Annotated in this window: 11 protein-coding genes; 5 read left to right on the top strand and 6 right to left on the bottom strand. The window is 67.7% G+C overall.

Going from position 1 to position 12,525, the window contains the following annotated elements; all coding sequences use genetic code 11:
- Positions 1 to 45 precede the first annotated feature (45 nt).
- On the bottom strand, positions 46 to 1,599 hold the full coding sequence (locus tag ACFTWF_RS26100; protein ID WP_378464203.1) for a dolichyl-phosphate-mannose--protein mannosyltransferase: 1,554 nt from the start codon (positions 1,597 to 1,599) through the stop codon (positions 46 to 48).
- Positions 1,600 to 1,628: 29 nt separating this feature from the next.
- Between ACFTWF_RS26100 and rsmI the strand changes: the two genes are divergently transcribed.
- Positions 1,629 to 2,459, top strand: coding sequence for a 16S rRNA (cytidine(1402)-2'-O)-methyltransferase (gene rsmI / locus ACFTWF_RS26105; protein WP_378464048.1), 831 nt, complete (start codon positions 1,629 to 1,631; stop codon positions 2,457 to 2,459).
- Positions 2,460 to 2,474: 15 nt separating this feature from the next.
- Here rsmI and ACFTWF_RS26110 read toward each other — a convergent pair whose 3' ends face one another.
- The 3 genes from ACFTWF_RS26110 to ACFTWF_RS26120 form a co-directional block, all read right to left on the bottom strand.
- Positions 2,475 to 3,650 (bottom strand): DUF2786 domain-containing protein, encoded by a 1,176-nt coding sequence (locus tag ACFTWF_RS26110; RefSeq protein ID WP_378464049.1) that lies wholly within the window; start codon positions 3,648 to 3,650, stop codon positions 2,475 to 2,477.
- 108 nt (positions 3,651 to 3,758) lie between these two features.
- Positions 3,759 to 5,318: a methionine--tRNA ligase gene (gene metG / locus ACFTWF_RS26115; protein WP_378464050.1), complete on the bottom strand. Its 1,560-nt coding sequence runs from the start codon at positions 5,316 to 5,318 to the stop codon at positions 3,759 to 3,761.
- Between the two features lie 40 nt (positions 5,319 to 5,358).
- Positions 5,359 to 6,267, bottom strand: a complete 909-nt coding sequence (locus ACFTWF_RS26120) for an SDR family oxidoreductase (RefSeq protein WP_378464051.1) — start codon at positions 6,265 to 6,267, stop codon at positions 5,359 to 5,361.
- Between the two features lie 36 nt (positions 6,268 to 6,303).
- Between ACFTWF_RS26120 and ACFTWF_RS26125 the strand changes: the two genes are divergently transcribed.
- The gene (locus ACFTWF_RS26125) at positions 6,304 to 7,146 is read left to right on the top strand and encodes a TatD family hydrolase (protein WP_378464052.1); all 843 of its coding nucleotides are present in this window, start codon (positions 6,304 to 6,306) and stop codon (positions 7,144 to 7,146) included.
- Between the two features lie 138 nt (positions 7,147 to 7,284).
- Positions 7,285 to 7,725 carry a DoxX family protein gene (locus tag ACFTWF_RS26130; protein WP_378464053.1) on the top strand — a complete coding sequence of 147 codons (441 nt, stop codon included), beginning with the start codon at positions 7,285 to 7,287 and terminating at the stop codon, positions 7,723 to 7,725.
- Positions 7,726 to 7,776: 51 nt separating this feature from the next.
- Here ACFTWF_RS26130 and ACFTWF_RS26135 read toward each other — a convergent pair whose 3' ends face one another.
- The gene (locus ACFTWF_RS26135) at positions 7,777 to 8,547 is read right to left on the bottom strand and encodes an amino acid ABC transporter ATP-binding protein (protein ID WP_378464054.1); all 771 of its coding nucleotides are present in this window, start codon (positions 8,545 to 8,547) and stop codon (positions 7,777 to 7,779) included.
- Positions 8,544 to 10,013, bottom strand: coding sequence for an amino acid ABC transporter substrate-binding protein/permease (locus ACFTWF_RS26140; protein WP_378464055.1), 1,470 nt, complete (start codon positions 10,011 to 10,013; stop codon positions 8,544 to 8,546). The genes ACFTWF_RS26135 and ACFTWF_RS26140 overlap by 4 nt, the downstream gene beginning before the upstream one ends.
- A 241-nt stretch (positions 10,014 to 10,254) precedes the next feature.
- Between ACFTWF_RS26140 and ACFTWF_RS26145 the strand changes: the two genes are divergently transcribed.
- Both ACFTWF_RS26145 and ACFTWF_RS26150 read left to right on the top strand, forming a co-directional pair.
- A complete protein-coding gene (locus tag ACFTWF_RS26145) occupies positions 10,255 to 11,370 on the top strand; it encodes a transglycosylase family protein (protein WP_378464056.1) in 1,116 nt (371 codons plus the stop codon).
- Positions 11,371 to 11,393: 23 nt separating this feature from the next.
- A complete protein-coding gene (locus ACFTWF_RS26150; RefSeq protein WP_378464057.1) occupies positions 11,394 to 12,521 on the top strand; it encodes a transglycosylase family protein in 1,128 nt (375 codons plus the stop codon).
- Positions 12,522 to 12,525 lie beyond the last annotated feature (4 nt).

Raw genomic sequence — 12,525 nt, forward strand, 5'->3', positions numbered from 1 at the left:
CGGTGTCCCACGGGACCCGGGCGGCTCGACTCGTGCGTCGGGCCGTCAACGCCAGCTGGGAAGCCACAGTTGGTGCTGCCACATCTCCGGGGTGATCGGGACGGCCGTCAGGATCGGCCACAGCCAGATGAAGTTGGCCACCACCAGACCCACGTACAGGCAGACGGCGAGCAGACCGGTGGTGCGGCGCTCGAACGACGCCTTCGCGCTCCCCAGGACGTCGCCGAGGACCAGCGCGAAACCCATCACCATGAACGGCGCCAGCGCCACCGCATAGAAGTAGTACATCTGACGGTCCAGGGTGGTCAGCCACGGCAGGAACGCCGCACCGTACGCGGTGAGGACGACGGCGTAGCGCCAGTCCTTCTTCACCACCGACTGCCACAGCGCCCACCCCAGCATCGGCAGAGCCAGCCACCACATGGCCGGTGTGCCGATGAGCATGACTGCCTTGACGCAACTCGACGCCCCGCAACCGGTGACGTGATCGCCCTCGGCGAAGTAGTACAGCATCGGGCGCAGACCCATCGGCCACGTCCACGGCTTCGACTCCCACGGGTGATGGTTGCCCGCCGAATTGGTGAGACCCGAGTGGAAATCGAGGACGTTGCCGCTGTAGTACCACAGCGACCGCAGCGCCCCCGGCACGAACGACCAGGTGCCGTCCGTTCCGATCTCGTTGCCGACGGCATGCCGGTCCACGCCGGTCTCGCTGGCGAACCACGCCCAATAACTGGCGAGGTAGACGAACAGCGGCACGACGACGAGCGCGTACAGCGCGGGTCCGACGTCGCGGACGCCGGCGCCCAGCCACGGGCGACGCACTCCGTAGGCGCGCCGCGCCGACACGTCGAATGCGACGCTGAGAAGCCCGAAGAACACGATGAAGTAGACGCCCGACCATTTGGTTCCGCACGCCAGACCCAGCATGATCCCGGCGCCGAACCGCCACCAGCGCACCCCGAGCCGCGGACCCCAGTCGCTGTCGCCGATCCTGCCCTCGTCGTACACGCGGGCCATCCGCTCGCGGACCTGGTCGCGATCCACGATCAGGCAACCGAGGGCGGCCACGGCGAACAACGCCAGGAAGATGTCGAGCATGCCCAGCCTGGACGAGACGAACGTGACCCCGTCCGCCACCAGCAGGATGCCCGCCAGGCCGCCGATCAGCGTCGACCGGGTGAGCCGGCGAACGATACGGATCACCAGCAGGATCATGATCGTCCCGGCCACGGCGGAGGCGAACCGCCAGCCCCAGCCGTTGTACCCGAAGATCGCCTCGCCCATCGCGATCAGCTGCTTGCCGACCGGAGGATGCACCACCAGCCCGTAGCCGGGGTTGTCCTCCAGCCAGCCGCCGGTGAGTACCTGCCAGCCCTGCGGCGCGTAGTGCTTCTCGTCGAACACCGGGGTGCCCGCGTCGGTCGGGTAACCGAGCATCGTGAACCGGGTGATCGCCGCGATCGCCGTGACGAACAGCGTCACTACCCAGCCGCGGGCGCGGTCGACGGGACCGAAGTCGGGAGGCGGCACGAGCGGTGCCGGACCGATCACGGACGGCTGTCGTGCGGAGGGCGTCGGTCGCTCGTCCGTCAGCATCGTCACGCCGCAATCGTAGGCTGTGGGTCATGACTGGTCGCCTAGTGCTCGCCGCAACACCGATGGGGGACGTGGGTGACGCCTCGCCGCGGCTGCGTACGGCGCTGGAAACAGCGGACGTCGTCGCAGCCGAGGACACCCGCCGCACCAAGGCCCTCGCCTCCGCGCTCGACGTGACGATCACCGGGAAGGTCGTCAGCTTCTACGATCAGGTCGAGACAGCCCGGCTGCCGGCGCTCGTCGCCGACGTCGCGTCCGGCAAGACCGTCCTCCTCGTCACCGACGCCGGCATGCCGTCCGTGAGCGACCCCGGGTACCGGCTGGTGTCCGCGTGCGTGGCCGAGGATCTGGCGGTGACCTGCCTGCCCGGACCGTCGGCGGTGACGACGGCACTCGCGCTGTCCGGGCTGCCCGTCGAACGGTTCTGTTTCGACGGCTTCCCGCCCCGGAAACAGGGGCAGCGCAAGACGTGGCTGCAGGCGTTGGTAGCCGAGCAGCGCGCCTGCGTGTTCTTCGAGGCGCCGCACCGGCTCGCCGACTGTCTGGCGGACGCCGCCGACGTGCTCGGCGGCACCCGCCGCGCCGCCGTCTGCCGGGAACTGACCAAGACGTACGAGGAGGTCCGCCGCGGCACCCTCGCCGAACTCGCCGAGTGGGCCGCCGAGGGCGTCCGCGGCGAGATCACGGTGGTCGTCGAGGGTGCCACCCTCGTCGCGTCCGACCCCGCCGACCTGGTCGACGAGGTGGAGCGACTCGTCGCGGACGGCACCCGGCTCAAGGATGCGTGCGCGCTCGTCGCCACCACCGGCGTGTCGAAGCGGGAACTCTACGAAACGGTGCTGGCGTCCCGGAAGGGCTAGGCGCCCTCGCGAGCGCTACCGCCGGAGGGCACGATCCCCGGGAGCCAGCGAGGCGTCGTCGGCGGCCGCCTGCCCCGCGTACCAGCCGTTCGCGTCGACGGACCGGCCACGCGCCTTCTTGGTGCGCGGAAACAGGCGGTCGAATTCGGCGTCGACGGCCTCGGACTTGGTGGCCAGAATCGGGAGGAGGTCCGAGACGGGAATCGACGCCTCGTCGGCGGCCTCCGCGGTGGCCCTGCTGTCGGCATCGCGCAGCCGCTGCCCGATACGACTGGCGAAGCCGGCGAGGAAACCCTTCCGGAACGACGTGGTCCGTGACCCGCCGCGACTGTCGGCGTCGGCGAATTGCATTGCGCGCGTGGCCTGCACGAGCAGTGACGTGAACAGCATGTCGACCTGCTGGAGGTCGAGTGGGGTTCCGACCACGGTCGCGATGGCGAGGGAACTGAACCACACCGTGCGCACCCGGTTGGAATCGCCGATCTCGGTGAGGAGGTGCACCTTCTCCTTGACGTACGGATTCTCCAAATGGATCCGCCGACTGTGCACTGCCGTGTTGCCGGCGCCGTTCTGGGTGTGGAGGAGGGCGGCGTTGATCGCGTAGCGCGTCATCAACTCCTGCGCCTTCGCGGTGAAGATCTCCGCTTCCTCCGCGAAATCGGTGGCCTCCGCCTTGGCGAGGAGACCCCGAATCCGGTTGAGTACCTTCGCGTCGGCCTCGGTCTCGCCCGACATCGCGGCCACCGGGTCGGCGACCCGCACGACCGGCCACGTCGAGGGCGGGGGAGTGAGTACCGTCCAGCCGGGCAGATTCGTCCACGTCATCGACAGGTCGGTGAGTTGGTAGACGGAGTGGTACGGATCCTCGAACAACAATCCGGCGGCCAGGGCCCGCACGTCGGGACCGTCGACCGGAACCCGCCCCGCGAGACGCGACGCGGCCGGGTACTGCTCTCCGACGGTGACGAGTTGCTCCACCCAGTCACGCGGCGCCCGGTGCGCGGCGCGCGTGCGTTCCGCCTCGTGCAACACCACCGCCGCGGCGAGCGCCGCGTCGGACGGTTCCTTCGATCTGCGGGCCAGGTGCACCACGTCGGCGGGCTGCCACCCACGCTCGTACGCGGCCGACAACTCACCCATCAGGGTGTGCACCGCTGCCGCGGCCTGAGGGCTCACTTCGTCGTCGAACACGCGCGCTCCGTTCCCGAATCCACCGTGAAAAGATCGAATGTATGTTCTATTCGGCGTCATGAGTGAGAGTGTGCATGCGGGGTCCGACAAGAACGGACCCCGCCCGGATCAGTCCTCCACGTAGCGCGGGAACACACCCGACGGCGCGGGCAGCGGTGTGCCCGCCACGATGCGCGTCGGGAGGTCGCCGAACTGCCGGGCGTCACCGTTCTGACCCAGCAGGTCCAGGATCTTCGCCGCGGCGTCCGGCATCACCGGTTGCACGAGGATGCCGACGATCCGCACCACCTCGAGCGTCACGTACAGCACCGTCGCCATCCGCTCCGGGTCCGTCTTGCGCAGAACCCACGGCTCCTGCTTGGAGAAGTACCGATTGGTCTCGCCGAGAACCGACCAGATCGCCTCCAGCGCGAGATGCAGTGCCTGGACGTCGTATTCGGCGCGCACCCGCTCCAGCAGCGCGTCCGCCTGCGCGAGCATCTCCGTGTCGTCCTCGGTCAGCGCGCCCGGGGTCGGGACCTGGGCGTCGCAGTTCTTCGCGACCATCGACAGTGACCGCTGCGCGAGATTACCGAGTTCGTTCGCCAGGTCGGCGTTGATCCGGGTGACGATGGCCTCGTGGCTGTAGCTGCCGTCCTGACCGTAGGAGATCTCGCGGAGCAGGAAGAAGCGGACCGCGTCGAGACCGTACTGCTCCACCATGGCGACCGGGTCGACGACGTTGCCGACCGACTTCGACATCTTCTCGCCCTTGTTGTAGAGGAAGCCGTGCACGAAGACGCGCTTCGGCAACTCGATTCCCGCCGACATCAGGAACGCCGGCCAGTACACGGTGTGGAACCGGGTGATGTCCTTGCCGATGATGTGCAGATTCGCCGGCCAGAACTTGCCGAACTGCTCGGAGTCCGTGTCCGGGTATCCGGCGCCCGTCAGGTAATTGGTGAGCGCGTCGACCCACACGTACATGACGTGCTCGGGATGTCCGGGCACCGGAACGCCCCAGTCGAACGTCGTGCGGGAGATCGACAGGTCCTTGAGCCCGCCCTTGACGAAGCTGACGATCTCGTTGCGCCGCGTCGCGGGCGCGATGAAGTCGGGGTTCTCCTCGTACAGCCGGAGCAGCTTGTCCTGGTACTCGGACAGCTTGAAGAAATACGTGGACTCCTCGGTCCACTCGACCGGCGTGCCCGTCTCGGTGGACAGACGCGAACCGTCCTCCTGCAGCGTGGTCTCGGCTTCGGTGTAGAACGCCTCGTCCCGGACCGAGTACCAGCCCGAGTACGTGTCGAGGTAGATGTCGCCGTTGTCGAGCATCTTCTGCCAGATCGCTTTGCTGGCCTCCTCGTGATCGGCGTCCGTGGTGCGGATGAACCGGTCGAAGGAGATGTTCAGCGTCTTGTCCATGGCCTCGAACACGTCCGAGTTCCGCGCGGCGAGGTCGCGGACGTCGATGCCCTCCTTGACGGCGGTCTGCTGCATCTTCAGGCCGTGCTCGTCGGTTCCCGTCATGAAGAAGACGTCGAACCCGTCGAGACGCTTGAACCGGGCGAGGGCGTCGGAGGAGATGTACTCGTAGGCGTGGCCGATGTGCGGGACGCCGTTCGGGTACGCGATCGCCGTCGTCAGATAGAAAGGTGGCCGCGAGGCGGTGGAATCAGCAGCATTCATGGTGCGACCACTCTATCTGCGCGCCGCCGTTTCGCGACGCTCAGATTCCGTTCCGGCCCGAGCTGGTGCCGCCGTCGTCGTCGGTGACGGCGCGCGACTCGTACGCCGAGCGGGCCGACTTGTCCGTGGACCGCACCTGGTCGGGAACCATCCGCCGGATCGCGAAGTCGCGGGCGAACTGCGGAAAGACGGTGACCAGTCGGGCGAGTGGCCCGACGTACCGGGGGATGGTGACCTCGAACCGGGGACGCCGGATCACCGCGACCACCGATTTCGCGACGTCGGCCGGGGTCAGCAGCTTTGCCGCGCCCGTCGCGGTCCCGGCCGCGAGTGCGGTGTCGACGACACCCGGCATGATCACCGAGATGTGCACCCCCGACCCGTGCAGTTCCTCCCGGACGCCGGTCAGATAGCCGAGTACGCCGTGTTTCGTCGCGGCGTACGTCGACTCGCCGGGCGGCGCGACCTTCGACGCGGCCGACGCCACCGTCACGATCTGACCGCGGCCGCGCTCACGCATTGCCGGCGCCGCCAGTCTCACGCCGCGGATGACGCCGTGCAGGTTCACCGCGATTTGCCGCGCCGTCGCGGACTCCGGTTCCTCGTCGAACCGTCCCACCCACATGACGCCCGCGTTGTTGACGAGCACGTCGATCGGTCCCCAGTGGTCCTCGACGGCGGCGAGGAACGAGGCGAACGACTCGGTGTCGGTGACGTCCAGTTCGAGGCCCTCGACGGACCCGCCTGCCCGGCCGAGTTCGTCCGCGGTCGCGCGGGCCGCGGCGCCGTCGACGTCGCCGATCGCTACCCGCGCCCCGGCGACAGCCAGCTGTCGGGCGATCTCCCGCCCGATACCCCGCGCACCGCCGGTCACCGCGATCACGCGGCCGTTCATCGAGCTCGAAGTCATGGACACGGCTCCCTCCCCGTCCGGGAGAAAGTACCGCATGTGACATGCGCGGCGGCGGGCGTCGACAATGTCCGCATGAGCAAAGACCGTCCCGCCCCGGAAGCCCCCGAGCCGCTGTTCCCGCTCGTCGACTCGCACACCCATCTCGACGCGTGCGGAGCCTCGGACGCCGCGAGCGTCCGGGAGATCGTCGACCGGGCCGCCGCGGTCGGGGTGGAGCGAGTGGTCACGGTGGCCGACGATCTGGCGGCCGCGCAGTTCGCCGTCGACGCGGCGCATTGGGATCCCCGCGTCTATGCGGCGGTGGCCATCCATCCGACCCGGGCGAACGTGCTCGACGACGCGACGGGGGCGCACATCGAGCGGCTCGCCGCCGATCCGCGGGCGGTCGCGGTGGGGGAGACCGGACTCGACTTCTACTGGCCCGGCAAACTCGACGGCTGTGCCACGATCCCCGAGCAGACCGAGGGATTCCGCTGGCACATCGACCTCGCGAAGCGGCTCGGCAAGACGCTGATGATCCACAACCGCGAGGCCGACCAGGCGCTGCTGCAGGTGCTGCGCGAGGAGGGGGCGCCGGAGACGGTGATCTTCCACTGCTTCTCCTCCGACGCCGAGATGGCGCGCGAGTGCGTCGACGCCGGTTACGTCCTCAGCTTCTCCGGCACGGTCAGCTTCAGGAACGCGAAGGCCCTGCGGGAGGCGGCGCCGCTGGTGCCGTCGGATCAGCTGATCGTCGAGACGGATGCGCCGTTCCTCACGCCGCACCCGTTCCGGGGCGCTCCCAACGAGCCGTACTGCCTGCCGTACACGGTCCGGGCGCTCGCCGAGGTCCGTGGCGAGGACCCGGAGGAACTGGCGAAGGCGTCCACCGCGACCGCCGAGCGCGTGTACGGCCTCCGGCCCGTGAGCGGTTAGCGAGTGCCTGGACTCGTCGAGGGCGCACGGGGCCGCGGACCCTAAGTTGAAGTTTCAACTTAGGCGTCTTAGGATCGTTGCCGGTTCAACCACTGGTCGTCCCGGTCGCGCGGGGACACCTCGATGAAAGGCGCATCCATGAGTAACCCCGCAGTTCGAAATCTGGGAATTCTCCTTGCCCGCGTGGGCATCGGCATCATCTTCCTCGCCCACGGCTGGCAGAAGGCCTTCACCAACGGACTCGACGGGCAGACCGCCGGCTTCGAGGCCATGGGCGTACCGCTCCCCGGCCTGTCCGCGTTCCTCGCGACGTGGATCGAGCTGATCGGCGGCATCGCGCTGATCGCCGGCGCCGCGGTGCCGGTCTTCGGAATCCTGCTGTTCCTCGACATGCTCGGCGCATTCTTCCTCGTGCACGTCGACAAGGGAATCTTCGCGAGCGAGGGCGGCTACGAACTGGTGCTGGCGCTGGGCGCCGCGTCGCTGCTGCTCGCCGTCGTCGGATCGGGCCGGTTCGGCGTGGACGGACTGCTCGGCGACAAGCTGCCGTGGGCCGCGAAGGAACCCGCCACCGTCTGACCCGCAGGTGAGTGGCAAAGCGTGCCCCGGCACGTTTTGCCACTCACGTGCCTAGAGGACCTTGTTCAGGAAGTCCTGGGTGCGGGACTGCTGCGGATCGCCGAAGATCTGCTCCGGAGATCCCTCCTCCACCACGAACCCGTCGGCCATGAAGATCACCCGATCGGACACCTCGCGGGCGAAGCCCATCTCGTGCGTGACCACGACCATCGTCATGCCGCCCTTCGCGAGATCGCGCAGTACCTGCAGCACCTCGCCCACCATCTCGGGGTCCAGGGCGCTGGTGGCCTCGTCGAACAGCATGATGTCGGGGTTCATCGCCAGTGCCCGCGCGATCGCGACGCGCTGCTTCTGCCCACCCGACAGGTTCGCCGGCTTCGCATCCGCCTTCTCGGCCAGCCCGACCTGTTCGAGCAGCCGGGCGGCCGTCGCCCTCGCCTCCTCCTTGGAGGCCCGCTTCGTCTGCACGGGCGCGAGCATCACGTTCTCGATCGCAGTCATGTGCGGGAACAGATTGAAGTGCTGGAACACCATGCCGATGTGCTGACGCACCCGGTCGATGTCGATCTTCTTGTCGCTCACGTCGAATCCGTCGACCACGACGTTGCCGTCGGTGATGTCCTCGAGCCGGTTGAGGCAGCGCAGGAACGTGCTCTTGCCCGAACCGGACGGCCCGATCACGCAGACCACTTCACCGCTCGCGATGTCGACGTCGATGCCCTTGAGCACCTCGTTGTCGCCGAACGACTTCTTCAGGCCCTTCACCCGGATCTTCGGGTCGGCGGTCTCGGCCTTGTTCTCTGACACCGGTGTCTCGGTCACCTGTTGATCCTCTTTTCGAGCCGGTTCGACAGCTTCGTCAGCGCCATGATGATGATGAAATACATCACGCCGATGATCAGCCACATGTTGAAGGACTGGAAGTTGCGGGCGATGATGATCCGCCCGGTCTGGGTGAGCTCGGCGAGTCCGATCACGGACAGGATCGACGTGTCCTTCAACGTGATCACGAACTGGTTGATGTACGACGGGATCATCGTCCGCACGGCCTGCGGCATCACGACCTTCTGCATCGACTTCAGGTAGCTGATGCCGAGGCTCCGCGACGCTTCCATCTGACCCTTGTCGACGGACAGGATGCCGCCGCGCACGATCTCGGCCATGTAGGCGCCGGCGTTGAGGCTCAGCGTAATGATGCCCGCCGTGAACGCCGACATCTGGAAGTCCAGTGCCGCGGGGATGCCGAAGTAGATGAAGAATGCCTGCACCAGCAGCGGGGTGCCGCGGAACACGTCGACGTACGTGGTGCCGATGCCGCGCAGGACGATGTTGGTCGACACCCGGAACAGGCCGAAGATCGCGCCGAGCACGAGTGCGATGGCGATCGAGATCACGGTGAGGGCGATGGTGAGCCACAGGCCCTCGAGCAGCAGCGGGTAGGTGCTCTTGATCAGGCCCAGGATCGAGTTGTCGTCGTCGGACGCGTCGGAGTTGAGGTACGTGTCGAGGATCTCGTCGTACTCGCCGCTCGCCTTCACATTCGCCAGTCCCGCGTTGAACTCCTGCAGGAGCTCCGCGTTCTGGCCCTTCGCGACGGCGAACCCGTAGCTTGCGCCGGGGACCTTGTCGGTGACGGTCTTGAAGCCGTTGCCCTGTTTGATGCCATAGGCGAGCACCGGGTAGTCCTCGAAGACGGCGGCCGAGTTACCGGTGCGGACCTCGTCGAACATGCTCGACGAGTCGGCGAAGTACTTGGTGGTGAACCCGTACTGGTTCTTGATCGACTCCGCGTACGTGGCGCCCTCGGTGCCGTTCTTGACCGCGACGGACTTCCCGCGCAGGTCCTCGTACGACGTCACCGAGTCGTTGCTGTCGAGCACGCCCATCTGCACGCCTGACTCGAAGTACGGATCGGAGAAGTCGAACGTCGCCTTGCGGGCGTCGGTGATCGACATGCCGGCGATCATGCCGTTGGCCTGACCGCCCGTGACCGCCTGCAGCGCGGCGTCGAACCCGACGGGGTTGACCTGGTACGTGAAGCCCTGGTCCTCGGCGATGGCGGCGAGGAGGTCCATGTCGATACCGACGAGCTTGCCGCTCTCGTCCTGGAATTCGAACGGGGCGAACGTGATGTCGGTGGCGATGTTGTAGTTGTTGCCCGGAGCGGGCTGTTGCGCGCCCGCGAGGCCGGGCGCGACGAGTGTGACGAGCAGCGTCAGCGCGGCGATCACCGCGGGCACTCTCGGACGTCTGACGAGTCTCAGAAGTCGATCGGATCTGCTGCGCACGGAACCCCAGCTTTCTCAGTCAGTAGTGCCCGGTCGCTTCCGGGCTTCTTGGTGCATGTCGCAAGATACTGCGTTCCGAGCGTGGTCCGGACCAGAAGCGATTCATCCCGGAGAAGTGAAAACGGTCCCCGATCTCAACCTTTTCGTGATCTGAGACGCAGGTCGTAGCGGCAAAGTTGCCAGTCCATCGCCGATTCGTTACCGTACCGTGATCAAACATTCGCCAGCCTTGGGATTTCACGTGTCGCCTTTCGCCAGAATCAACAACGCCAAATCGCCTCTTCTCTACGTGGTCGTCGCAGCACTGCTCGCGACACTCGTCGTGGGCGGTGCGCTGGCAGTGGCGCGGCACAAGACCGTCACGCTCGACGTCGACGGCGAGACCATCTCGCTCGGCACCATGGCCTCCGACGTCACCGGCGCACTCGACGACGCCGGATACACCGTCGGCGAGCGGGACGCGGTCGCGCCGTCTGCCGACGCGTCGATATCCGACGGCGACACCGTGGTGCTGCGCCGTGCCCGTGAGGTGAACCTCACCGTCGACGGCCAGCCCAAGACGGTGTGGACCACCGCGCTCACCGTCGACGACGCACTCAAGCAGTTCGAACTGGCCGACGACGTCCACGTCTCGGCATCCCGCTCGGACCGCCTGCCGCTCGAGGGGAGCGCGCTCGAGGTCGTCAACGCGAAACTCGTCAAGGTCGCCGACGGCGGCGCCCCGCTCACCGACGTCCGCCTGGCCGCCCCCACCGTGGGCGAACTCCTCGCGGCGAACGGAGCTCCGCTCGAGCAGGCCGACACGGTCGTGCCTGCGGCGGACACCCCGGTGGTCGAGGGCTCGGAGATCCACGTGACCCGCGATCGCACCGAGACGCGCACCGAGACACTCCCCATCGCGCCGCCCGAGAACCGCGTCGACGACCCCGCGCTGGACAAGGGCAAGACCGTCGTCGAGAACCCCGGAGTTCCCGGTGAGCGCACCGTCACCGCATCCGTGAAGACGATCAACGGTGTCGAGGCCGGACGGCAGGAGCTCAGCTCGCAGGTGCTCCGCGAGCCCGCCCCGGCAGTCGTCAAGGTCGGTGTGAAGGAACTCGCCATCTCCAACGCCTCCACCTGGGATTCGATCGCGCACTGCGAGGCCACCGGCAACTGGGCCATCAACACCGGCAACGGTTTCTTCGGCGGACTGCAGTTCACCCAGAGCACCTGGGAGGCGTTCGGCGGCACCCAGTACGCGTCCCGCGCCGACCTCGCATCCCGCGAACAGCAGATCTCCGTCGCCGAGAAGGTTCAGGCGGCGCAGGGCTGGGGTGCCTGGCCCGCCTGCACCAGCAAGCTCGGACTCCGCTGAACGGTCTGAAGTAAAGGAACTCGATGTCACCCTTCGCGAAGATCAACTCGGCCCGCTCGCCGCTGCTGTACACAGTGGTGGCCCTGCTTCTCGCCACCTTGATCGCCGGCGGGGTGATGGCCGTGGTCCGGCACAAGACCGTCACACTCGACGTGGACGGCGAGCAGATCTCGCTGAGCACCATGACCACGAGCGTCGACGCCGCCCTGTCCGACGCCGGGTACTCGATCAGCGACCGCGACGTGGTGGCGCCCGAGCGTGATGCGACCCTGTCCGACGGCGACACGGTGGTGCTGCGCCGTGCGCGCGAGGTGTCGCTGACCGTAGACGGTCAGCCGAAGACGGTGTGGACCACCGCGCTCACCGTCGAGGACGCGCTGAAGCAGTTCGACCTCGGCGACGACGTCCACGTGTCCGCATCCCGCTCGCAGCGACTTCCGCTCGACGGGGCGGCGCTCGACGTGCTCAACCCGCTCGTGGTCAAGCTCACCGACGGCGCCCTGCCGGTCACCGACGTGCGCATGGCCGCGCCGACGGTCGGGGACTTCCTCGCCGCGCATGGTGCACCGCTCGAGCAGGCCGACACCGTCGTTCCGTCCGCGGACACTCCGCTGGCCGAGGGCATGGATGTCACGGTCACCCGCGACCGCACCGAAACGAAGGTCGAAACGCTGCCGCTGGCTCCCGGGGAACAGCGCATCGAGGACCCGACGATGAACATGAGCCGCACCGTGGTCGAGAGCCCGGGCCTGCCCGGCGTGCAGGACGTGACGTTCGCGGTCAACACCGTCAACGGCAAGGAGATCGGACGGAACCAGGTGGCCGCATCGGTCACGACGCCGGCTCAGCCGAAGGTGGTCCGGGTCGGTTCCAAGCCCGGCACCGAGGTCCCGCCGGTCGAGAACGGCTCGGTGTGGGATGCCCTCGCGCAGTGCGAGGCCACGGGCAACTGGGCCATCAACACGGGCAACGGCTTCTTCGGCGGCGTCCAGTTCGACCAGAACACCTGGGAGCGTCAGGGCGGCCTGAAGTACGCACCGCGCGCCGACCTCGCGACCCGCGAGGAGCAGATCGCCGTCGCGTCGAAGACGCAGAAGACGCAGGGGTGGGGAGCGTGGCCGACGTGCTCGGGCAGGCTCGGCGTGCGTTAAAGTT

The sequence above is a fragment of the Rhodococcus sp. NPDC056960 genome, from assembly GCF_042674125.1.
Taxonomy (GTDB): domain Bacteria; phylum Actinomycetota; class Actinomycetes; order Mycobacteriales; family Mycobacteriaceae; genus Rhodococcus_F.